This is a genomic window from Ureibacillus chungkukjangi (assembly GCF_003217295.1).
GTDB classification, from domain to species: domain Bacteria; phylum Bacillota; class Bacilli; order Bacillales_A; family Planococcaceae; genus Ureibacillus; species Ureibacillus chungkukjangi.
Genome location: NZ_QJTJ01000012.1, coordinates 13920 through 38544 on the forward strand (window position 1 = coordinate 13920; position 24625 = coordinate 38544).

Consider the following 24625-nt stretch of genomic DNA (forward strand, 5'->3'; position numbering starts at 1 on the left):
ATGAAACTAGCGAGATAATGATAAACATTACTGAAATCACTGGAGATGCTAGATTATCTCCAGTGATTTTATTATTGCTACAAGTTGGGGGAGGGTACATTGAGAATGTGGGTAAATCAGCTTGCGTTGCGACGATTCAGAGTGAGCGATAGGTTGAAACGTCGTAAACCGGCATGTTTTACGACGATTTGGAGCGAGCCACAGGTTGAAACGTAGCAAACGGTCTTGCATTACTACCATTCAGAGCGAGAGCCGGGTTGAAATGTCGCAATCCCGCATGTTTTGCTACCATCCGGAGCGAGCCACAGGTTGAAACGTAGCAAACTGACTTGCTTTGCTACCATCTGGGGTCAGCAAACACCTGAAACGTCGCAAACGGGCTTGCATTGCTACCATCCGAAGCGGGCCACAGGTTGAAACGTAGCAAACTGACTTGCATTGCTACCATCTGGGGCCAGCAAACACCTGAATCGGCGTAATCCTACAATCTTTGCGACCATCAGGAGCGAGCCACAAGTTAAAACGTAGCAAACAGGCTTGCATTGCGACCATCTGAGGCCAGCAAATACTTGAAACGTCGCAATCCCGCATGTTTTGCTACCATCCGGAGCGAGCCACAGGTTGAAACGTAGCAATCCCGCATGTTTTGCTACCATCCGGAGCGAGCCACAGGTTGAAACGTAGCAAACTGGCATGCATTGCTACCATCTGGGGCCAGCAAACACTAGAATGGTCGTAATCCTACAATCTTTGCGACCATCCGGAGCGAGCCACAGGTTGAAACGTAGCAAACTGACTTGCTTTGGTACCATGTGGGGCCAGCAAACACTTGAATCGTCGTAATCCTACAATCTTTGCGACCATCCGAAACGAGCGACCACTTGAAACGTAGCAATCCCGCATGTTTTGCGACCATCCGAAGCGAGCCACCACTTGAATCGTCGCAATTCATCCAATCCAGTTTCAACTAAATTCTAAACTAATCTATATAAAAACCCTATCTCCCTCCTTAAATCACTTCAACCTTCATTACGATTCTTATTATTTTCGAATATTAAACGTATAAGTTAAAAGTCCTGAATCACAAAAAAATTAGCGGTGACATGACGAAGAAACATCTTAAAGAAAATAGATAAAATGGCCCGTTTTAGCTAGCTTATTTTAAATTACTTTTAGAGCGAAGACACTCTCATACTTCCTGTTTGCTCCTGAAATTACCCTGTATTCCCAGTAGTTAAAGCATTTTCAGGGGGGAGCGATAAAGGGATAATTTTTTTCTGTGTATTTAGGCATATTCTAGTACAAATGCTTCTATAGTATTAAGAGTATTTTAGTTATTAGTTTTCCTCTCCTAGTCAATTTCCAATTTATGTACGTCGATTTGCGATAGATAAGAGAGGCAAGTACTATGAATTTTTCGTATTCCGTAATACATTTCAATATTTTAAGTCAATGGATTTATATTTTTTGGGGGGAAGAATGTATTGACGCATCTAAATCTGTCAACGAAGTTTAATGAGCGGTTGTTTGATATGGATTTCATGAACTTTGGACATTCTATTTCATTGATCCATCATCATCTGGAGGAAGTTGAAGATGAGTTAACAGGATGGTTAAAGCAGCCATTGAATATTACAGCTGAAGAAGTAGATGAAATTCACAATTTATCTGATGAAATAAAAGAAAATGCTGATGTTTTACTCGTGATAGGCATAGGTGGCTCCTATTTAGGAGCAAAGGCAGTACAGGAAGCTTTAGCTCCCAATTTTACGAAGAAAGAGAATGGAATTGAAGTCCTCTTTGTCGGACATAACCTAAGTGGGAGTTATATGAAACGATTGGTCGAGAGTTTACATAATCGAGACTTTTACGTAAATGTTATTTCTAAATCAGGCACAACTCTAGAAACCTCCATTGCCTTCCGTGTATTAAGACATTACTCCATCGAACGCTATGGACAAAATGCTAAAAATAGAATTATTGTCACAACGGATTCGGAAAAAGGACTTTTAAAAGAAATTGCGTTGGCACAAGGATATCGCATGTTGGATATCCCTTCAAATATAGGTGGGCGCTACTCACTGCTAACACCAGTCGGTTTACTTCCAATTTCGGTTGCAGGCATTAATATTACCGAAATACTTCGAGGAGCATGTCAAGCAGTCATTGATTTAAACGAAGAAGACTTAGAAAAAAACGAGGCTTATCGTTATGCAGTGCTTCGATATGAGCTCTATTCCCGCGGTTATCAAGTGGAATTATTAGCTTCCTTTGAGCCATGTCTTTCCTATATACATGAATGGTGGAAGCAGCTATTTGGGGAAAGTGAAGGGAAAGAAAAAAAGGGATTATTTCCAGCGTCAGTCAACTACTCCACAGATTTACACTCACTTGGCCAGTATGTACAAGAGGGAAATCCACTTTTGTTTGAGACCTTCCTTAGCTTTAAGCATCTATCGGAGGATTGTCATTTGCCATTTAATGAGCTCGATGATGATCAACTAAACTATCTAAGTCATCGCAGCTTCAATGACATTAACCATATTTCTGAACAGGGGACAGTGTTAGCCCATTTTGAAGGGGGCGTTCCCATTATTCAGATTGAGCTAGAGCGATTAGATGCCTTTCATATTGGCTATCTCCTTTACTTCTTCATGAAAGCTTGTGCCATCAGTGCTTATCTACAGGATGTGAATCCATTTGATCAGCCAGGTGTTGAAGCCTATAAAACGAAGATTAGGGACTTATTAAATGAAAAAACAATTGTGAGCTAAGAAATGGGGAAAGTATATTGCAAAAAGTGAAAAAAGCGATTATTCCAGCAGCAGGTTTAGGGACTCGATTCCTACCTGCAACAAAAGCGATACCAAAAGAAATGTTCCCAATAGTAGACCGCCCTACAATCGATTACATCGTGGAAGAAGCAGTACTATCGGGCATTGAAGAAATTATGATTGTTACAGGGAGAGGGAAAGGTGCCATAGAAGATCATTTTGATCGGAATATGGAATTAGAGAGTAGCTTAGAGAGCAAGGGGAAGTTGGATTTGCTTGAAAAAATTCAAGGGCCTCCAGGAGTTGCAATATATTATATCCGACAAAAAGAACCGAAAGGACTTGGACATGCAGTCTGGTGTGCAAGGAAGTTTATAGGGGATGAACCTTTTGCAGTGCTTTTAGGGGATGACGTGGTGCAAAGTGAAAAGCCCGCAATCAAACAATTAATGGAGCAATATGAGGCTACTAACAGCTCCGTAATAGGAGTTCAAACGGTTCCAGATAGCCAAACCAATCGATATGGAATTATTGACCCTATCGGACGAGATGGTAGATTGTATCAGGTAAGAAATTTTGTAGAAAAACCTGAACAAGGTACGGCACCCTCTAATCTAGCAATCCTGGGAAGATATATTTTAACTCCTGAAATTTTTCAGTTTTTAGAGAGGCAAGAAACTGGCGTTGGGGGAGAGATACAGTTAACAGATGCTATCCAACGGTTAAACGAAATGGAAAAAGTCTATGCCTATGATTTTGAAGGGAAACGCTATGATGTAGGTGAAAAATTAGGCTTTGTTCGTACAACACTGGAATTTGCAATCGAGCATGAAGAGATTGGTCCTCAAGTGGAGGAATTACTTCGGGAGATCCTGGCTAAAAGAGCCTATTCAAACAATAGAGTTTGATTAAAAACATCTGTGAATATATAAGCTTCTTATCATAACTATTTTTAAATTTGGCACTGGTTGTAAAGGGGTAGAAGGATGAAAAAAATATGGAAGTGGCTAGCGCTGGGGGGGCTTGTCATTATTGCTGTCAGTTTGACCATTTCCTATAAGGTCTATAGCGATGTAAAGGAAACGGTCGAAGTAGTGTACACCCCATTTCATGATGAATTATCTGTTAAAAGAGAAAAAGCCATTGATGTGACGGAAAAGGAACCTTTCTCAGCCCTGATTCTTGGAGTTGACGAAAGGCAAGGGGATCAGGGAAGATCCGATACGATGATTGTACTGACGGTAAATCCAGAGCTTGCAACAACCAAGATGTTAAGTATTCCGCGGGATACGTATACCGAGCTTGTTGGCACAAATTCAAAGGATAAGATTAATCACGCCTATGCATATGGCGGCGTGAAAATGGCAGTAAGCTCTGTGGAGGCGTTATTAGATATCCCAATAGACTACGTAGCGAAAATTAATATGGAGAGCTTTGTGGAAATTGTTGATATCGTGGGTGGCATCGAGGTTGACAATGCCTTTGAATTTTTCTATGAAGATGAGAATTTTCCTGTTGGACAATTGGAGCTAGACGGGGAAAAAGCCTTGAAGTATGTCAGAATGCGTTATGATGATCCAGAAGGAGATTTCGGCCGCCAAAATCGACAAAAACAAGTCATTCAACAGGTCCTAAAAAAGAGTCGCTCCTTGAATACCGTATTCAATTACAAATCTATCATGGATACACTAGAAAATAATTTAGAAATGAGTATTACCTTTGATGAGCTCCTCAACATACAAAAGGACTATCGAAATAGTTTCGCCAATATTGAGCAGCTCTACCTAAACAATGGAACAGGCTCGATGATGAATGAAATATATTACTATATTCCAAATGAAGAGGAACTAAAAACGCTGCAGGATACATTAAAAACTCAATTGGATATTTAATATCAAAAGCAAAGATTCTATCTGCTACTCTATTTTCTATTTTAGTAGGTTATATAGCCAAAGCGAAATGAATAGAATGCAAACTAGATAGCTGTTACTGATAAAATTTTCCTAAAAAAATGATTTGCTTTAGGATTTTCTAACTTGATTGAGGTAGCAAAAAAGTTTGGCTGAAATTTGTTTAGGAGGATCATTATTGAACGAAATAGTAGTAAGTATTAGCTGCACTGCTTTTAATCATGAAAAGTATATTGGTGATGCGATTGAAAGTTTTTTAATGCAAAAAACAGATTTTAGGTTCGAGATTTTGATTCATGATGATGCCTCTACTGATCGAACAGCAGAAATTATTAAAGCATATGAAAAACAGTATCCAGAGATTATTAAGCCAATCTATCAAACGGAAAATCAATATTCTAGAGGGATAGCGGTAGAAAAACTAAATTATGAAAGGGCAAATGGACGGTATATTGCCATTTGCGAGGGGGATGATTACTGGTCCGACCCTTCAAAGCTCCAAAAACAAGTAGAGTTTATGGAGAAGCATCCCAAATGCAGCTTGTGTGTACATGGGGGATATGTCGTAAATGCCTACGACAAAAAAATCCTTCAATATAACAGACCAAGTAGACAAAGCAAGTACTTTACACCTGAAGAAATCATTGAAGGTGGCGGAGGGCTTTTCATTACCAATTCGATGTTTTTCAGAACGGAATTTTCAATGTTCAAACCAAAGTTTTATGAAAATGCCACAGTGAGTGATTATCCATTAGCTATCTATTTATCATTAGTAGGTGACGTCTATTATATGGACGAATATATGTCTGCCTATAGGGTTGGAGATAGTACATCATGGACGGGTAAAAATCTAGCGAATTTCCATAAGACTATCAAACATTATCAGGAAATTTCGTTAATGCTGGATGAACTGAACCAATATACAAACTTTCAATATGACACTGCAATTGATAGAAGAAAAATAGAAAATGAAATCGTACTGTTAACCCAGCAGAGAAAATTTAAAGAAATCAAAAAAGGTAAGTATAAGCAGCATTATAAGGAACTAAATATTAAAAGAAAATTGATTTTATTCATCGATGAATATACGCCACATTTTTCAAGCTTTTTAAGGAAAAACAGGCGGTGGCTGAGTGGAGTATGACATCACAAAAAGTAAAGTTATCTCTTCGCTTTTTTGGAAGCTATTAGAAAGAGGCGGGGTCTACGGTATCCAGTTTATCGTGATGGTTCTGCTGGCTAGGCTTTTGTTGCCTGAGGAGTTCGGAATTATTGTTCTGGTAACTGTTTTTATCTCTTTAGCAAATCTATTAGCACAAAGTGGTTTGAACACAGCACTCATTCAGAAGAAGAGTGTAGATGATACCGATTTTTCATCTGCCTTTTATACTAATCTACTTATCTCAACGATACTATATATCCTACTCTATTTCACTTCACCTTTTATAGCAGCATTTTTTGATGAATCTCAGCTAATAAATCTCATCAGATTACTCTCACTAACATTATTTATTGGATCGTTTACTTCCATACAAAACGCCATTATTGCGCGGAACATGCAGTTTAGAAAGCTATTTTTTAGTAGTTTATGTGCCGCTATTATAGCTGGCGCTGTTGGGATAGGGATGGCATTTGCCGATTTTGGACTCTGGGCTTTAGTTTGGCATCAGTTAACCTATCAACTTCTGGCAGCATTGATTTTACTTTTTACTGTTGACTGGAGACCAAAGCTTCTCTTTTCGTGGAAGCGAGTCAAAGGGTTGTTTTCATATGGTTGGAAGCTAATGGTCTCAGCTGTAATTGATACGCTTTATGCGAATTTAATGATTCTTAGTATTGGGAAGTTTTTTAGCCCTGCCATAGTTGGTTTTTACAATCGGGGCGAACAATTTCCGAATCTGATAATCAATAACATAAATGGGTCAATTCAGTCGGTGATGCTGCCTGCTTTGTCAGCTTTTCAGGATGATAAAAAACGAATCAAGGAAATGGTTCGAAGGTCAATTGTGACGAGCTCCTATATCATCTTTCCAATGATGGTTGGACTAGCGGTTATTGCAAAGCCTTTAGTCATTGTTTTATTGACAGAAAAGTGGTTGCCTTCTGTTCCGTTTATTCAGATTTTTTGCGGTGTATATGCTTTATGGCCAATTCATACTGCAAATTTACAGGCTATGAATGCACTTGGACGAAGCGATATTTATTTGAAGCTGGAAATTGTCAAAAAGATTGTAGGTATTGCGATTCTAGCCATTTGTATTCCTTTTGGAGTGCATGCTATGGCAATCGGTGCCTTAGTTGGTGGAGTAGTCGCAACATTTATAAATACGTACCCCAACTCGAAGCTATTCGATTATAGTTTTCAGGAGCAATGGAGAGATCTTTTCCCATCCTTAACACTCTCCTTATTAATGGGGGCTTTTGTTTACCCAATACAATGGATCGGCCTGTCAGCACCAATAACTTTAATGACTCAAATGTTCTTAGGAGTGCTTTTATATGTCGTTCTATCCAATATGTTTAAAATGGAGTCTTTTTCATATCTACTGACTACCACAAAGGAACTGTTGTGGCGGCGTAAAAGAAAATCAAACTATAGCATTCATAATGAGGTGTGAAATGAAAAAATTATTAGTCCTTGGTGGGGGAAATACACAAATTCCCATGATCAAAAAGGCGAAAGAAATGGGACATTATGTTATTACCTGTGATCCGATTGTAGACAATCCAGGTCACCGGTATGCTGATGAGTCCTATCAGGTCAGCATTACCGATAAAGATGGGGTATTGAATCTAGCGAGGTCATTAGGAATCGACGGAATTGTTTGCTATGAGTCGGATCTTGCAGCCGCAACAGTTGCATATGTAGCTGAAAAATTAGGATTTGAAAATCAGCCCTATTTGTCTGTAGAAACAATGATTCAGAAGGATTTGTTCCGAGAATTCCAATCCCAGCATAATTTGACTTCACCAAGATCAAAAGGTTATTCCTCATTAGAAGAAGCTCAGGCTGATTTTCATAGTTTCAAAATGCCAGTAATGATTAAACCAGCTGATTCCTCAGGCAGTAGAGGTGTTGCCAAGTTCAATTCAATTCGCGAGCTTCCGGAATTAGTAGAAAAGGCATTAAGTTATTCGAAATCCAAACGATTTATTCTTGAAGAGTATATTAAGAAAGATGGATCCCACATTTCCGGAGATGGTTTTTCAGTAGATGGAAAGCTCGTCTTTCGAAGCTTTGCGAATACCTACTTTTCCAAATTAGACTTAAATCCATTTGTTCCAGTTGCATCTACATGGCCCAGCACAATGCCCGAACGTCTGGAAACTAAAATTCACGATGAGATTCAAAAAGTGTTAACTCTACTAAATATGAAAACTGGCCCTTATGATTTTGATATTCAAATCGATGAAAACGAAGATGTCCATGTCATCGAGATGGGTCCACGAAATGGTGGTGGCTGGCTTCCAAAAGTCATCCAATATGCAACCGGAGTAGATTTGATTGAATATACCATTAAGGCTGCACTGGGAGAAGACTGTAGTGATTTAACAATGGCTAAGACAAAGGGATATTGGTCCAATTATCTAATCAATAGTGCTGACAGCGGAGTTTTTAACGGTGTTGAATTTGATACAGATTTCGAAAAGAATCATGTGGTTGAGTATGAATTATTTGTAGAAAAAGGCGATCGTATTTCAGCACTAACGGGTGGAAATGCAGGGTTAGGAATCATGCTTTTGAAATTCTCCTCAATGGAAGAAATGGTTGAGACTATGGAAAATGTGACGAATTTTGTGAAAGTAAAGGTAGGAGATACATTATCTCTATCTAGCGTTATTTAATAGAAAAAAATCACTTTAATAGTGTGGAGATGATCAAAAATTGAAGCAATCCAATTTGAAAGTAGTATTTATAACAATGGAGGTTACTCAGGTACTGCATTCGCTTTTGGAGTCAGCAAAAGTGGTTGGATTAGTAGAAAGTAAGAGAAAGAATCCGTCAAAACAAACGAATCAATTACGAGATTTTTGTTCAGAAAGAAATCTTCCTTATTATTTCATGAATGATGGATGTAGCGTGAACTTCGAAAACTGGTTAAAAGAATTGGAACCCGATTTAATAGTAATCTTTGGTATGTCAGAGCTTTTGAAGAAAAATATCATTGATATTCCAAAGAAGGGCTGCATCAATTTGCATCCATCGCTACTGCCAAAATATCGTGGGGGCTACCCTATATTTTGGATGTACTACCATTTCGATTTAAATCCAGGCGTCACGGTGCACTATATCGATGAAGGCGAAGACACAGGCAATATCATCTATCAGGAGAGTATTAACCTACCGATTGGAGCTACAGAAGAAGAGTTTTTCGATAACCTTATCAACAAAATAGGAATCGAGCTGCTGCTAAGAGCGATAGAGGATATCGAAAAGGATTGTGCACCAAGTATCCAACAACAGGTAGACGGCTCAACAAAAAGAGCCAGACAAATCCGTCCAGAGCAATATAAAGAAATTATTGACTGGGAAACATGGGATATTGTGAGGATTTGGCATTTGTTAAGAGGCACTCAAAATTGGTTAAATGTCTTTGATTTATCTGAAATTCAAGGGGATATCAAAAAATGGCGAATTCTAAATTACAGTTGTGAAGACTCGCCATTCGAGTTAGGTAAAGTTTTTAAAGAAGATTCACAGTACTTTGTAAGTTGCGGCCAAGGGAAAATCTATATGGAGCTGACGATGGAACAAAGTGAAGAAGTGAAAAAAGGCTTTGCTAAAGTGGTTGGGTAATTATTAGCTAGATTATCGAGCGTTACAAGAATTATTAAATTAATTACTGGGGGTTTTACCTATTAAAGGAGAATGGAAATTACGATGAATATCGCACTCATGCAGCCCTATTTTTTCCCTTATATAGGTTATTTTCAGCTTATTAAATCTGTGGATGAATTTGTTATTTTCGATAATGCTCAATATGTAAGACGTAGCTGGATGAACCGTAATCGAATTTTAAATGAGCATAAGGAGACGGTCTTCATCCTGTTCGTAAGGCGCAAAGAGAGACAAAGATTAAAGATATTATGATTAACAATGATTTGGATTGGAAAGAGAAAATTTTGAATCAATGCTTTTATTACAAAAATGCGCCAAATTATATGGTTGTGCGAGAGCTGCTAGAAGAAAGTTTTGCACAAAGTGAAACGAACTTAAGCGACTTTAATACTCGATTGATCAAAATGATTTGTAGTTATTTAGGCATTGATACAAACATAATGCTATTTTCGGAAAACTTCCCTCATATCGACAACGCAAGTGAATCCGATGACTGGGGTTTGCACGTTTCTATGGATTCCAATGCGACAAGGTATATCAATGGTATAGGTGGCATTGAATTTTATAACCAACAAAAATATTTAGACGAGGGAATCGATATTAAATTTATTCAATCCAAACTTACACCCTATAACCAGTTCGACAAAAACTTCGTACCAGGACTTTCAATAATCGATATTATGATGTTTAACGATCTATCAACTATTACAGAGATGCTAGATCAGTATGAACTAATCTCTTAAACAAAACCTGATGAATTTTCATCAGGTTTATGGATAATTGCTAAACGAATTTTGAAGTGACTAAATAGAAGAGGTGAATGTTTGAAAGGAATCATTTTAGCAGGTGGTTCGGGTACCCGATTGTATCCACTTACAAAATCTATCTCCAAACAGATACTTCCCGTTTACGATAAACCGATGATATACTATCCCTTGTCGGTTTTAATGCTGGCAGGAATTAGAGAAATTTTAATCATTTCAACTCCTAGAGATATCGATGCTTTTAATGATCTTTTAGGTGATGGTAGTCGATTGGGCATGCACTTTGAGTACATCGTGCAAGAAGAACCGAATGGACTGGCAGAGGCTTTTATCATTGGAGAAGAATTTATAGGGGATTCTCCAGTTGCCTTAGTATTAGGGGATAATATTTTCTATGGCTCGAATTTCAGCACGCTATTAAAAGAGTCAGCTGCAGTTACTTCTGGAAGTGTGATTTATGGCTGCTATGTCAATGATCCAAGGGCATATGGCGTAGTAGAGATAGATGAAAATAAGAATGCTATTTCAATAGAAGAAAAACCAGAAAATCCAAAATCCTCTTATGCTATTCCAGGATTATATTTCTTTGATAATCAGGTTGTAGAAATAGCAAAACAAGTACAGCCTTCAGAGCGCGGAGAGTTGGAAATTACGTCAATTCTTGAAGAGTACTTAAAAAGAGGGAAGCTAAAGGTCGTACTGACTGGGCGGGGATTAGCCTGGTTGGATACCGGGACACATGAGTCTCTACTGGAAGCCTCTAATTTCGTTGAAGCGATTCAAAAAAGACAGGGACTATATATCGCTTGTGTTGAAGAAATTGCTTATCGCAGTGGCTATATCAATCGAGAACAATTATTAGAACTTGTTAAACCGCTCATGAAAACAGATTACGGTAAATACTTGATGGAAGTCTCACAAACTATCGATTATTCCTTTATAACAGCAAACTAAAAAGGGGAAGATGCCTTGCCAAAGAAAAAGGTACTAGTAACAGGTGGAGCAGGATTTATAGGCGGTAATTTCGTTCACTATATGGTGAACCAATATCCAGATTACGATATTTATAATTTAGATGCCTTAACCTATGCAGGAGATTTGTTAAAGCATCGTGCCATTAAGCACAATGAAAATTATCATTTTATTCATGCAGATATCGTAGATCGAGCTAAGATGATTTCTTTGTTTGAAAGGGAGCGATTTGATTTTGTCCTCCATTTTGCAGCAGAAAGCCATGTAGATAGGTCAATCAACGAGCCCTCTCTTTTTTTGCAAACGAATATAATGGGTACGCAAGCTTTACTGGATGCAGCCTTAAAGGTCGGGGTTGAAAAATTTGTTCACATCTCGACGGATGAGGTATATGGCGAACTGGATTTTGATGCCACTTTGTTATTTTCAGAAAGTACACCGATTCAGCCAAATAGTCCTTATAGTGCAAGTAAGGCTGCGTCAGATTTTATAGTACAGGCTTACCATAGAACCTTTGGATTGCCAATGAATATTACTCGCTGCTCTAATAATTACGGTCCCTATCAATATCCGGAAAAGCTAATCCCTTTAACGATTCTATCGGCCTATCAGGAAAAGTCGATTCCCGTATATGGGAATGGCTGCAATGTGCGTGATTGGCTACATGTATATGATCATTGTACTGCTATAGATAAAATATTGCATGAAGGTGTAAATGGGGATGTTTACAATATTGGGGGACATAATGAGCGAACAAATATTGAGGTAGTGAAAACAATTTTAAGTTCTCTTAGTAAGCCAGAGACGTTGATTGAATTTGTGGAGGACCGATTAGGCCATGATAAGCGCTATGCCATTGACCCGACAAAATTAGAACAATTGGGCTGGACACCAAAATACTCCTTTGAAAAAGGAATCGAGGAAACGGTGCAGTGGTATCTATGTCACCGAGAATGGTGGGAGCCACTGCTTTTAGAAAAGCATATCCAAAATTAATCGTACAGGATTTATTTATTTTTTATAAGGGTTGGTGAGTATCTTTGGATATTTCTACAATTCATGAAACTGACTCCAAAAAAAATCACAATAATAAATCTGTAGAGCCCATCGTAATCAAAAACAATCTACTCTACTTTATTACTAAAAGAATGATGGACATTTGTTTATCAATTATTGGTTTGATTGTTTTGTCTCCTCTATTACTTTTTGTTTCAATTCTACTAAAATTTGAAGATAAGAATGGATCAGTCATCTTTAAACAATTACGTACAGGTAAAGACGGATGTGAATTTTACATGTACAAATTCCGTTCAATGGTCAGTAATGCAGAGGCTATTAAGGGAGAGTTGCTTGGGGAAAATGAAGCAACTGGACCAGTTTTTAAAATGAAGGATGATCCTCGAGTAACAAAAGTAGGCAGATTGATAAGGAAAACAAGTATTGATGAATTGCCTCAACTAATCAATGTACTGAGAGGAGAAATGAGTCTCGTAGGACCTAGACCACCTCTTCCAGATGAGGTTGCTGAATACAATGCCTATGAAATGCAGCGTTTAAGAGTAAAGCCAGGCTTAACCTGTTATTGGCAGGTGGGTGGACGAAGCAGCTTGGATTTTGAACAATGGATCGAATTAGATTTGAAATATATCCGTGAAAGAAATACTTTGGTGGATGTACTCCTAATTTTTAAAACGGTATTCGTCTTATTTGGCTCCAAAAATGCATATTAAAATGGTGATATATATTGGCTAAAATACTAAAAAATGATTTCTTAATATTCTATTTACTATGGCCGCTGATTTTTTCCCCGAAGGAAGTACAATTTGTCTTGCTTGGAATTTTACTTGTGCTGTTTTTAAGTAGGGGAAAAATATATTTTGACCTAGTTTCGTATTTAGTAATTTTTTATATTACGATTTATATTTTTTCCGTTACTAATAATATCTTGTTTTCATCGTTCAGTAGTGAACGACTGTTAGCAACGCTGAATTCACTTATGATCTGGATGGTGGGGCTCTTATTCTACCTCGTCATGAAGGATAGTTCGATTCGCTTTAAGGATTTGACGAAAATTGCCTTTGTGAATTATTTAATCTTAATCGGTCTGTGGGTAATGAGTGTTTTTCTATTTTATATTGTAGGGCTTCGGGAAGTGATTATTTTCGGGAAAATGCTGCATTATTCCGAATGGTTTAATGATCATGAGGTTTTTCGATTTGTTAGCTTTATGGAATACCCAAACTTAATTATTATGTTTAGTTTGTTTTTATATCCACTTTACTACTGGCACATAAAGAGCTTTCAAAACAAAATTCTTCGTGTACTTTTACTGCTGGCCGGTGTGTTACCGATTATTAGTACCTATTCACGGAGCGGCTATCTTATTTTTATAGTAGGGATTATCGTTTTTGTGTTCGTTTACCTCTATAAAAAGATAGATAGAAAAAAGTTTATTATTTTAATATGTAGTATTTTATCAGTTTTAGTGCTGATGTTCTTTTATTCTAGTGTGGTCGATACGATTTATCAGGCTGTTGAGGAATTACTTCAAGCAAGAGAGGGAAGTAACGATAGCCGTACCTATTTAATGCTAGAAAGTATTCGAGTAAGTTTCGATAATTCTCCCCTGATTGGGATGGGCATTAAGGATCGCTCAATACTAGGGTACCCCTTGGGATCACATTCAACTTATATTGGTTTTATCTATAAAACAGGAATTGTCGGTTTTGTTATTGGTTTAATGCTTTTCATCGTTATCAATATTAAAATTCTATTAGTAAAATTAAACGGGGCCGAGCTTTTGGTCAAGATAAGTCTAATATTGATGACTGCCCTATTTGCAGTAGAGGATATTGATGGATCTAATTGGCTAATCGTTCTGTATTTTATATTTGTCGGTCTTCTCTTTAATAATAAGCAAGCCTTTTCTCAGCAAAGTAAGACGATAATTCAATGAGGAATGAAGTCAAAATGAGAAATTATATTGAAAAGGAATTGTATTTAAATACACAAAAACAATTGGTTGAATTAATCGTTTCGAATATTGAAAGTCGTAGAAAGCAAACCTATTATGCTATTAACTCGGATTGTATGCTTCAATATTGGTCAGATGCTGATTACCGTAAATTAATAAATAAGGAAAAAAATTTAGTATACGTTGATGGGATGGGGGTCATCTACGCACAAAAGATCCTGAAGATACCCCAGGCGGTGGAACGGATTGCCACAACAGACCTTTTTCCTGCATTACTAGATTATTTGAATAGACATAAAAAACCACTTCGAATTTTTCTACTAGGCGGTAAAGGGGATACAGCTGAAAGAGTAAAATCGAATTTCGCCAATAGATATCCACATACTGAAATAGTGGGGACCCATCATGGATATTTTGATAAGATTGCAGACAGCAAACAAATTATTAACGACATCAATGCTCAAAATATCGATATTCTCTTCGTTGGATTTGGAAATCCAGTTCAAGAAAAATGGGTCGATGAATATTTCGATTCCCTTCAAGTACAGGCAATTATTACATGCGGCGGATTATTTGATTACTATGCGAACAATGTTAAAAGAGCACCTCTTTTTATGCAGAAGCTCGGATTTGAGTGGCTTTTTAGACTGATGCAGGAACCGAGACGGTTATTTAAACGCTATATATTTGGCAATATGAAATATATAGCAAAGGTATTTTCTATTAAATTATCAAACCCATAGTGGAGGATATATGAAGCTTAACGACGTACATGTTGTCATCTTATCAAGTATTAAATGGGATTTTTTATGGCAGAGACATCAAATCATAGCAGAATATCTTGCTCAATATACAGATGTAACTTTTGTTGAAACAACAGGGCTACGAAATCCAAATTTTCTTAAAGCGATTGAACGAGTTAATAGAGGCTTAAATCGCAGCAAAATACAAAATAGGTTAAGTGCTAAAATCGATGACCTGAAAATCATTCCTCCATTTGTTCTACCACCTACATTAAAAATTTTTAGACTCGTAAACAAAGGTCTATTTATACCCACATTAGCTAAAAAAATTAAGCAATCATCCAACAAACCTATCGTATTCATTTCTTACCTGCCAACATCAAGTGCTCTTCAACTTATACATGAACTCAACCCTGCAAAAGTCGTATATGACTGTGTGTTAAATTTCGAAATGTTTCCTGGAATCCCCAAGGATATGCTAACAACGGAGAATCAGCTAATTTCTAAATCCGATCTTTTAATTGTTGATTCAGTGCATCTCTATAAAAAACATAGGGACAAACATGAAAAAATTGCAAAGATACCAGCTGCTGTTCATTTTGAAAATTTTCATTCAATTTATGATGTGAAAACACGGAGTGAAAATCCATTGATAGCAACGTATTTTGGTGGAATTGACCTGTATCGAATCGATTGGGCTATTATTGAGGGTTTGTTGGACAAGGGAGTCGTTGTGAAATTGATTGGTCCAGCAGCTGAAGGAATTCCTATTCAGCATGAAAAGCTGATTCACCAGCACGCAGTTTCTCATGAGGCTTTACCAAATGTCTTAAAAGATAGTGATGTATTCATTTTACCTTATAAAATTACGGAATTTACGAAAGGGACTTTCCCAGCGAAGCTCTTTGAGTGTTTTGCAACAGGGAAACCAATTGTTGCAACTGCTCTTCCAGATTTAGTTTTGTTTGAGGATTTGATTGAAATTGGTGAGAACGTAGATGCCTTTACAGAAAAAGTGTTAAAAGCGATTGAAAGTGATTACGAAAAACGTACAATGGAGCGCCTGAAAATCGCCAAGGAAAATTCATGGGATAGTCGGTGTGATATCTATAAGCAGCACTTAGAACTTTTAGTCTGTGAGCACTATCAACGAGAGGATGAAATTATTTCTAGCAAAATAGGTGTAAATGTATGATTTTAGTAGTTGGTGGAGCAGGATATATAGGTAGCCATCTTGTAAAAGACCTGGCAGCAAATAGGGAAGTATTAGTACTTGATAATCTTTCAACTGGACATCTTGTTTCCTTAGATTATAAAGCGGATTTTGTAGAAGGAGATTTAAGGGATGCCACGCTTTTAGACAATCTCTTTTCAAAGTATCCGATTGAAGCAGTGATGCATTTTGCTGCCGCAAGTTTAGTAGGGGAATCAGTTAGTCATCCATTAAAATATTATGAAAATAATGTCGTTGCGACATTCAATTTATTAAAAGCCATGTTAAAGCATGATGTGAAAAACTTTATTTTTTCTTCTACTGCAGCTACTTATGGTTTGCCGGATATAGAACACATTGATGAAACAGTTGCTACAGCACCAATCAATCCTTATGGACAATCTAAATTAATGATTGAACAGATGCTTGCTGACTTTGGTAATGCTTATGGTCTTCAGTATATTGCATTACGCTATTTTAATGCAGCTGGTGCACATGAAACTGGTGAGATTGGTGAAAGTCATACACCTGAAACGCATTTAATTCCAATTATTTTACAGCATTTAGTTGGGGTACGTGAAAAGGTTTCTGTTTTTGGGACAGATTATGCTACACCGGATGGCACTTGTGTTCGTGATTATATTCACGTAACAGACATCGCAAAGGCCCATATCATAGCATTGGATGCATTGCTTTCAGGCAAAGTGAAAAATGAGATTTATAATTTAGGTAATGGCCAAGGTTATTCTGTTAAAGAAGTGATTACAGCATGTGAAATGGTAACGGGATTGAAGGCTAGAGTGGAAGAAAGTGAAAGACGTGCGGGAGATCCTGGTAGATTGGTAGCAGCAAGTAAAAAAATTGAAACGGAGCTTGGTTGGAAAGCTGAGCAAAATTTAATGCAAATTATTGAAAGTGCTTGGAAATGGCATAAAAACCAAAGATATTAATAGAAATAAAGTTAGAATAAAAGACAATTAAAGTTTATAGAATAAAAAGAAAGCATATACTCATAGATTTGAAAATAAGCTGCTACATTTTATTTTTCTACAGGGAGGATTGATAAAATGTTAGAAAAAAATAGCATACAAGACATAGTGAAGGTCATTAAGAAAAGAATCTTCCTAATTTTAAGTATTGTAGTAATTGTTTCAGGAATAGTAGCAGGAATCAATTATTATCTCCTTCCTGATATTTTTCAGGCTCAAACACAAATTTTAGTTAACCAAAAAAGTACGAGTCCAGAGGGAGATCCATGGTCACGAAACGAGTCTGATTTACAGTTGATTGATACGTATAATGTCATTATCAAAAGTCCAGCCATTTTAAACAAGGTAATAGAAGAGCTTAAACTGGACAGCACCTCAGAAGCATTATCTCAACAAATCACAGTCTCGAACCAGGTCAACTCAAAAGTAGTGAATATCATCGCAAGAGATTCAAATGAGAAACAGGCAGTAGACTTAGCGAATAAAACGGCGGATGTCTTTAAAGAAGAAATTCCAAAGCTTATGAACGTTGATAATATCAATATCTTATCATCGGCAAAATTTAACGAAAATGCTAAGCCGATTAAACCAAACAAAATTCTAAACGTTGCAATTGCTGGTGTAGTTAGCCTCCTACTTGGCATTGGACTAGTCTTCTTAATCGAAGTTTTCGATACAACGATTAAAACCGAAAAAGACATTGAGGAAATTTCGAGTATCCCGATTATAGGAGTAATAAGCCCATTTGAATCAGAGGAAAGAAATAGGTCTAAGAAGAAACTCCAAGAGCAAAGGAGAAATGTAATTGTTTAACAAGAAAAAGAGAAAGTTGAAAAAACAAGCAAAGATGCCACGAACTCTTATTACAATCTCAGATAATAATTCCTTAATCTCAGAGCAATTTCGAACAATCCGAGCCAATATCAATTTCTCTATGCCGGAGGATGAACTAAAAACGATTTTAATCACTTCTTCTTCTCCGGGAGAGGGAAAGTCAACAAATGCGGCAAATATTGCGGTTGTCTTTGCACAGGAAGGAAAAAGAGTGCTGTTAGTTGACGCAGATTTACGTAAACCTACTTTGCATTACACGTTTAATCTTAAAAACCTGACAGGCTTAACGCATATATTGGTTGGAAAATATTTTTTATTTAATGTAATTCAAGAATCACCGATTGCAGGCTTACACTTTCTTCCGAGTGGACCGATTCCGCCAAACCCATCTGAATTACTAGCATCCAGTAATATGGATAATTTTCTGGAGGAAGTAAAGAAAAAATACGACCTTATTATTTTTGACGCACCACCTATTATATCTGTATCCGACTCACAAATTTTAGGAAATAAATGTGACGGCACATTGTTAGTCGTGAACTCTGGTATTTCTGAGAAAAAGGATTTTTTAAAGTCAGAGGAAATACTTGTAGCTTCTAAAGCAAGAATTATCGGAGCTGTGTTAAATAACTACAAAATGCCAAAAGATCATTATCAAAACTATTATGCCTATTCAAATTAAGCTTCCGTGTTCGGAGTTGTTTCTCACTGCTACGTGGAGGGACAACTTTTATTTTTTTAGGTAAAGTGACTTGTTTTTTGAATAAATTTACATATTATATACATGTTTCGACAATTAGCTTATGTAATTTAGTGTATAATCTGGAATAGAAAAGTTAAATTGTTGTTGCTAATGGACTAGGAAGGTGTTTTATGAAGGAACTTTATACAAAATGGAGATCAAATAATCTACCAAATTACTTATTAGAAGAGCTAGATTCAATTTTACAAGATGAGAAGGCAATTGAGGATCGTTTCTATCAATATGTATCCTTTGGAACAGGTGGAATGCGAGGTGTACTAGGTGCCGGCACGAACCGTATGAATATCTTCACGATTCGTCGCGTTTCAGAAGGACTAGCCCGCTATATCGAGTCAAATGGGGAAGAAGCGAAAAAACGTGGTGTTGTTCTAGCCTATGATACACGCCATTTCTCAAGAGAATTTGCTGTAGAAACTGCGAGTGTACTAGGTGCACATGGGATTACTACATATATTTACAAGGAGCCCCGCCCAACGCCACAGCTATCCTATACTGTTAGGGAGCTCAATGCATTTGCCGGTGTAGTTATTACAGCTAGTCATAATCCCAAACAATATAATGGCTTCAAGGTTTATGGTGAAGACGGTGCACAGCTTGTTCCTACTGGAGCAAAGCAAATCGTACAACATATGGAGCAAATCGAGGATATCTTTGAAATTGTGGTCGAGGATATAGAGAAACTAGAATCACAAGGATATGTAAAGTGGATTTTAGATGAGCTAGACGCAAAGTTTATGGATAACCTACTGACACTAAAAGAAAACAGTGCTATCGATTCCGAGATGAAAATTGTCTATTCACCACTACATGGTGCTGGATTGGTGCCTGTAACAGAAGGGTTAAAGCAATTTGGATTTAGCAACGTGCATCTTGTAGAAGAACAAGCAATCCAAGATGGTGCTTTTCCAACGGTATCTTATCCAAATCCTGAGGAGCCAGCAGCATTTAAATTAGCGATGGAGCTTGGTGAAAAGGTAGGGGCAGAATTATTATTAGCAACAGATCCTGACGCTGACCGGTTAGGTGTAGCCGTGCGAAATGGTGCCAATTACGAGCTGCTAACAGGAAATCAACTAGGTGCCTTATTATTACACTATCTGTTCCAAACACATCTTCATAACGGGACATTACCTGCAAATGGTGTGATGATCAAAACCATCGTAACAGCCGAGCTAGGTGCTAAAATTGCCGCCCATTATAATACCGATGTGATTAACACATTAACAGGCTTCAAATACATCGCCGAAAAAATTGAGGAATTTGAAAAGTCTGGTGAGCGTACCTTCTTATTTGGTTATGAAGAAAGCTATGGTTACCTAATCAAAACCTTCGCCCGCGACAAAGATGCAGTGCAAGTTGCTCTAAAAGTTGCGGAAATGGCAGCATATTATTCTAAGGCAGGCCAATCCTTATTGGACGTCCTAAACGATTTGCATAAAGAATTTGGCTACCATAAAGAAGCCCTTGTTTCACAGGTATTTGAAGGAAAAGATGGTCAGGAGCAAATGAACGCCATTCTAAACAAAATCCGTGAAAACATCCCCTCTGAAATTGCAGGCATTCCAGTTGCAAGAGTAGAGGATTATCTAAGTAGCGTAGCGACGTTAGCAGATGGGTTAACGTTGGATATCACATTACCAAAAGAAAATGCAATCAAAATCGTCTTAGCAAACGATGCATGGATTGCCATCCGCCCATCAGGCACTGAACCAAAATGCAAATATTATTTTGGCGTAGTAGCAGAGAGCGATGAGGAAGCAAGTTTGTTGTTAGAGAAAATTAAATCAGGCATTCTTTGATGTTGGGCTGCACCTTTAGTTTTGGGGTGCGGTTTTTTATTTTGTTGAATAATCCTGTTTTCACTTGGTAAGTAATAGGGAAAAAGGGTTTGTTATTAATGAAAGAAGACGGAAACTTTTTCAAAGGGGTCTTTATAGCGTTTTTGCTATCGATTCCTTTATGGATAGCTATGTTTAGCATGTTTCAGTTGATTAGTCGAGCATTGAAACCATGATCACTAGGCGAGGGTGCACTAGTGATTTTTTTATTTTTCCAGTTATTTTGCGCAAAATGTGATTGGAGTGTTAAAATGAATAGACTGATTTAGTGAGAAAGAGTGATTTATAACATGAAAGTAATTTTTATTGGTGATATCGTAGGATCGATAGGCCGTGAAGCCGTTGAAAAATATCTACCACGTTTAAAAAGAAAATATGCTGCCGATGTCGTGATTGCCAATGGTGAAAACGCAGCAGCGGGTCGCGGAATTACACAAAAGATTTACCAGCAATTGCTACAGGTTGGTGTGGACGTCATCACAATGGGGAACCACACTTGGGATAATAAAGACATCTTCGAATTTATCGACGATGCAGATTACTTAATTCGCCCAGCCAACTTCTCCGAGGAGGCGCCCGGTAAAGGGATGGTCCAAATTTCGAAGAATGGTGTGACATTATCGGTTATCAACTTACATGGCCGTGTCTTCTTGCCACCCCACGAGGACCCATTTGCAATGGCCGACAAGCTAGTCGAGGAAGCGCGCAAAACATCTCCATTAGTATTTGTCGACTTCCATGCAGAAGTAACAAGTGAGAAAATCGCATTAGGCTGGCACTTAGACGGCCGCGTTTCAGCAGTAGTGGGCACACACACACATGTCCAAACTGCAGACAGCCGCATCTACCCAGGAGGCACAGCCTATATCACTGACGTAGGCATGACAGGCCCATACGATGAAATCCTGGGAATGCAAAAAGAAAGCGTCATCTACAAATTCCAAACCAACATGCCAGCCCGCTTCGAAGTCCCTAAAGAAGGTCGCGAAGTCCTGAGCGGCTTCTTCGTTGAGATTGATGATAAGACAGGAAAAGCTCTGCACTGCGAACGTATTTATATCAATGCAGATTATCCTTTTAAAGGGTAGTATTGAAAGCCCACCAATTTTGGTGGGCTTTTATAGTTGCTGGAGGTGCATTGCACGTTTTGATTTGGCAGGGCAAACTGGCAGATCAACAATGATTCTGACGGATATATTTTCGGAGTATTACTTACGCGAATAATAATAAAAAAAGATAGAAAGTGTTAATAAATTTATGCTAAATTTATTAATTATAAACTACAAAGGCAAGTGGAATTTTGAACTGGCTAGATTATTGAAGAAAGTGGCTGAATTTTTACAAAAAGTGGCCAGATTATTGCTAGAGGTGGCAAGATTCAGTAGATGCGTACGCTTTGCAATTTAAGAAAGTAACTAATCCTTAAGTCCTTACCCTTAACAATTCACTTGAGTAACTAAAGCTTGCAACCTAGTTAAGAAAAAGCAAGAGTGTTTAATAAATTTGTGCCAAATTTATTGAGAATTTATTATGATTCATTTCATATTGAACGGGCGAGATTCTCAAAAGTGTGCGCTTTTTAACAAAATGAAAGCAACTAATCTTTATTCTCTTAAATAAATCTAAGCTCCTTACAAGAACTAGATCCCATTTCTTGCACTCAAAAACACGCACCCCAAGGTAAGTTTTCATCCCCACAATAATAATAGGTTTCTATAAATCTCGAAAAAATAAATCGTTTTAACTTCCAATTTGGACTAGATGCGATTCTAATTTGTAAATTAGCGACATAAAATGTGATACGGACACTAAGTTGAAGTCCTTTGAATGAACGCCTACTAACCGATGCTTCATTCAACATCTAAAAATATAGCTAATATGGGGAGGAATAAATGTGGATTCATTAAAAGTATCGTCTCGCTCTAATCCAAATTCTGTTGCAGGTGCGCTTGTTGCTGTTATTCGAGAGCAAGGGTATGCAGAAATGCAAGCTGTAGGTGCAGGTGCATTAAATCAGGCAGTAAAGGCAGTTGCGATTGCACGAGGTTTCGTTGCGCCAAGTGGCACGGACTTAATTTGTGCACCCGCGTTCGCAGATATCACTATCGGTGGGGAAGATCGCACGGCATTAAAGTTAGTCGTTGAAAAAAGAACTCGATAAACGTTTAAAAAGTTGGAGCCCTTTCAAACCGGCAGAGATGCTGGTTTGGAGGGCTTTTTTAGTGTGAATTGTGGGAGTATATTACTTTGTTTTTTATGTGCATAGATTAGATGGAAATTGGAAATACATTAGAGAAGTGAAGGACAATAAGTTGATTGTAAAAAGAAAAGTGTCTTTCATTGGGTAGATGAAGAACGATAGCTTAATAGTAAACAAGAAAAGTGTCTTTCATTGGGTAGATGAAGAACGATAGCTTAATAGTAAACAAGAAAAGTGTCTTTCAGCGGGTAGATGAAAAACGATAGCTTAATGGTAAACAAGAAAAGTGTCTTTCATTGGGTAGATGAAGAACGATAGCTTAATAGTAAACAAGAAAAGTGTCTTTCAGCGGGTAGATGAAGGACGATAGCATGATAGTAAAATAGAAAAGTGTCTTTCAGCGGGTAGATGAAGGACGATAGCTTAATAGTAAACAAGAAAAGTGTCTTTCATCCGGTAGATGAAGGACACTAGCATGATAGCAAACAAGAAAAATGTCTTTCACCGTGTAGATGAAGGACACTTTATTTGTTGCAAGTTGATCTCTCTCTTTTAATCAATCAAAAGACTAACTAAATCTCAAAAGCTCAACTAAGTTTTATTCATAGTAACTCCATTGATGTACTCCGACTTTTTTGTAATTACTGCTTAAAATACGTTGCACTTTTTTTTTGCAAGCAATAATCTTACACCATTCATAGATTCGGTTAGTCGTGATTTTCTCGTCCGGGAATAACATCTTAAATTCCTCCACACTCCTCAGAACGGCAGCTTTCACCTTTTCCTCAAATCCGCAATCGCTACAGATGCATTTGCTATGTTGGACCTCCACCGAAAACGAATGACAAGCTGAGCAAGTAATGCCCTTGCGTAGGTCTTGATATTGGTAGGTGGGGAGCCTTTTGTAGGGGGTTTCGTTTTCATTTAATGAAAGTAATTTTGCGGCTAACTGTTGTTGCTTTTTGCCTAATGGGGTTTGGATTGAATTAAATTTTTGTATGAAACGGTCGAGCTGATTTGCAAAGAGTATCGGTTTATCCATAGGAGCCTGATATAAAACAAATTTAGGGTTGATGAAGATCACTGAAGACTGAATCGAAATGGGGAAATCTAATTTTTGTAAAAGCTGACGTAGCAGGGAGGTTGCTCGTTCTAACTGCAGTAAGGGATTGGATATCTCATTTCCGGGTTTATTTCTCGGAAAAAAGCATTCCTTTTCGTAAAAATAATCACCCTCTAAATTTTTCACTTCGAAAACATGAATTTGATTACTTAAAATCATTAATGCATCCACTTGAAAGGTTTGATTGTTTACTTGCAGAAGTAGATCGTTCAAAACTAGACATGGACATGTAAGTTTTTCGATTAGCTGATCAAATAATACCTCGCCTACATAGCCTTTATTGAGAGTATAGTAGGTTTGATTTGTTATGGGGGAAGGGTACCGATTTTTGAGGGCTTTTAGTAGCTTTAGCTCTGGGGATTCTGTTCGGGCTTTATAAATCAAATTGTTTAAGTCCTTTCGCTAGGTTATTAGATACCTATATTTTAGTAAAAAAATTACCTAAAATCTAACAAATCTCCAAAATAATTTTTTACTATGGAAAAATAAATGAAAATTAGGATATTGGTAAAATTTTCTTCTAATCTAATCAAGCTCATACTAAGCGCTGACTAATGTCAACAATCTCGTGAACTTACTTTCCGTCAAAGGTCTGATTTTAAAGAAAATCCAGTATTTACGATAGTTTATGAGATTTGTTCGTGTTAAACTAATGAAGGAAAAAAAGATATAAAAACCGTTTTTAAGG

21 protein-coding genes and 1 pseudogene are annotated in these 24625 nt (G+C 37.4%); 21 read left to right on the plus strand and 1 reads right to left on the minus strand.

Annotated features, from left to right (window positions below; all coding sequences use genetic code 11):
- Positions 1 to 17 precede the first annotated feature (17 nt).
- The 21 genes and pseudogenes from BJ095_RS19405 to BJ095_RS10265 all read left to right on the plus strand — a co-directional run bounded on the left by BJ095_RS19405 (position 18) and on the right by BJ095_RS10265 (position 22775).
- Positions 18 to 152 carry a hypothetical protein gene (locus tag BJ095_RS19405; RefSeq protein WP_268968880.1) on the plus strand — a complete coding sequence of 45 codons (135 nt, stop codon included), beginning with the start codon at positions 18 to 20 and terminating at the stop codon, positions 150 to 152.
- 1332 nt (positions 153 to 1484) lie between these two features.
- Complete coding sequence (locus BJ095_RS10165; RefSeq protein ID WP_107932920.1) at positions 1485 to 2774, plus strand: glucose-6-phosphate isomerase; 1290 nt, start codon at positions 1485 to 1487, stop codon at positions 2772 to 2774.
- Positions 2775 to 2791: 17 nt separating this feature from the next.
- Positions 2792 to 3682 (plus strand): UTP--glucose-1-phosphate uridylyltransferase GalU, encoded by an 891-nt coding sequence (gene galU, locus BJ095_RS10170; RefSeq protein WP_107932922.1) that lies wholly within the window; start codon positions 2792 to 2794, stop codon positions 3680 to 3682.
- Between the two features lie 78 nt (positions 3683 to 3760).
- The gene (locus BJ095_RS10175) at positions 3761 to 4666 is read left to right on the plus strand and encodes an LCP family glycopolymer transferase (RefSeq protein WP_107932924.1); all 906 of its coding nucleotides are present in this window, start codon (positions 3761 to 3763) and stop codon (positions 4664 to 4666) included.
- A gap of 196 nt (positions 4667 to 4862) precedes the next feature.
- On the plus strand, positions 4863 to 5828 hold the full coding sequence (locus tag BJ095_RS10180; RefSeq protein WP_235867631.1) for a glycosyltransferase family 2 protein: 966 nt from the start codon (positions 4863 to 4865) through the stop codon (positions 5826 to 5828).
- On the plus strand, positions 5818 to 7302 hold the full coding sequence (locus BJ095_RS10185) for a lipopolysaccharide biosynthesis protein (protein ID WP_107932925.1): 1485 nt from the start codon (positions 5818 to 5820) through the stop codon (positions 7300 to 7302). The genes BJ095_RS10180 and BJ095_RS10185 overlap by 11 nt, the downstream gene beginning before the upstream one ends.
- 1 nt (position 7303) lies before the next feature.
- Positions 7304 to 8530: an ATP-grasp domain-containing protein gene (locus tag BJ095_RS10190; protein WP_107932927.1), complete on the plus strand. Its 1227-nt coding sequence runs from the start codon at positions 7304 to 7306 to the stop codon at positions 8528 to 8530.
- A 40-nt stretch (positions 8531 to 8570) separates the two neighbouring features.
- Entirely contained in the window at positions 8571 to 9482 is a 912-nt protein-coding gene (locus BJ095_RS10195) for a methionyl-tRNA formyltransferase (RefSeq protein ID WP_107932929.1), read from the plus strand.
- Between the two features lie 99 nt (positions 9483 to 9581).
- Positions 9582 to 10267: pseudogene (locus BJ095_RS10205) on the plus strand (WbqC family protein).
- Positions 10268 to 10348: 81 nt separating this feature from the next.
- Positions 10349 to 11242 (plus strand): glucose-1-phosphate thymidylyltransferase RfbA, encoded by an 894-nt coding sequence (gene rfbA, locus BJ095_RS10210; protein ID WP_107932934.1) that lies wholly within the window; start codon positions 10349 to 10351, stop codon positions 11240 to 11242.
- A gap of 15 nt (positions 11243 to 11257) precedes the next feature.
- Entirely contained in the window at positions 11258 to 12256 is a 999-nt protein-coding gene (rfbB, locus tag BJ095_RS10215) for a dTDP-glucose 4,6-dehydratase (protein WP_107932936.1), read from the plus strand.
- Positions 12257 to 12300: 44 nt separating this feature from the next.
- Positions 12301 to 12990, plus strand: coding sequence for a sugar transferase (locus BJ095_RS10220; protein WP_285842039.1), 690 nt, complete (start codon positions 12301 to 12303; stop codon positions 12988 to 12990).
- 302 nt (positions 12991 to 13292) lie between these two features.
- Entirely contained in the window at positions 13293 to 14216 is a 924-nt protein-coding gene (locus BJ095_RS10225; protein ID WP_181418031.1) for an O-antigen ligase family protein, read from the plus strand.
- A gap of 14 nt (positions 14217 to 14230) precedes the next feature.
- Positions 14231 to 14977, plus strand: coding sequence for a WecB/TagA/CpsF family glycosyltransferase (locus BJ095_RS10230; RefSeq protein ID WP_181418032.1), 747 nt, complete (start codon positions 14231 to 14233; stop codon positions 14975 to 14977).
- A gap of 10 nt (positions 14978 to 14987) precedes the next feature.
- Positions 14988 to 16172 (plus strand): glycosyltransferase, encoded by a 1185-nt coding sequence (locus BJ095_RS10235; RefSeq protein ID WP_107932942.1) that lies wholly within the window; start codon positions 14988 to 14990, stop codon positions 16170 to 16172.
- Positions 16169 to 17140, plus strand: a complete 972-nt coding sequence (galE, locus tag BJ095_RS10240) for a UDP-glucose 4-epimerase GalE (protein ID WP_107932944.1) — start codon at positions 16169 to 16171, stop codon at positions 17138 to 17140. The genes BJ095_RS10235 and galE overlap by 4 nt, the downstream gene beginning before the upstream one ends.
- Before the next feature lie 117 nt (positions 17141 to 17257).
- The gene (locus BJ095_RS10245; protein ID WP_107932946.1) at positions 17258 to 17992 is read left to right on the plus strand and encodes a YveK family protein; all 735 of its coding nucleotides are present in this window, start codon (positions 17258 to 17260) and stop codon (positions 17990 to 17992) included.
- Positions 17985 to 18695 (plus strand): CpsD/CapB family tyrosine-protein kinase, encoded by a 711-nt coding sequence (locus BJ095_RS10250; RefSeq protein ID WP_107932948.1) that lies wholly within the window; start codon positions 17985 to 17987, stop codon positions 18693 to 18695. The genes BJ095_RS10245 and BJ095_RS10250 overlap by 8 nt, the downstream gene beginning before the upstream one ends.
- A gap of 191 nt (positions 18696 to 18886) precedes the next feature.
- Entirely contained in the window at positions 18887 to 20575 is a 1689-nt protein-coding gene (locus tag BJ095_RS10255; protein ID WP_107932950.1) for a phospho-sugar mutase, read from the plus strand.
- A gap of 329 nt (positions 20576 to 20904) precedes the next feature.
- Positions 20905 to 21702: a TIGR00282 family metallophosphoesterase gene (locus tag BJ095_RS10260; protein ID WP_107932952.1), complete on the plus strand. Its 798-nt coding sequence runs from the start codon at positions 20905 to 20907 to the stop codon at positions 21700 to 21702.
- Between the two features lie 806 nt (positions 21703 to 22508).
- Positions 22509 to 22775 carry a stage V sporulation protein S gene (locus BJ095_RS10265; protein ID WP_107932954.1) on the plus strand — a complete coding sequence of 89 codons (267 nt, stop codon included), beginning with the start codon at positions 22509 to 22511 and terminating at the stop codon, positions 22773 to 22775.
- Positions 22776 to 23412: 637 nt separating this feature from the next.
- On the opposite strand, the gene BJ095_RS10270 is transcribed toward BJ095_RS10265, so the two are convergent.
- The gene (locus BJ095_RS10270; RefSeq protein ID WP_107932956.1) at positions 23413 to 24321 is read right to left on the minus strand and encodes a nuclease-related domain-containing protein; all 909 of its coding nucleotides are present in this window, start codon (positions 24319 to 24321) and stop codon (positions 23413 to 23415) included.
- Between the last annotated feature and the right edge of the window lie 304 nt (positions 24322 to 24625).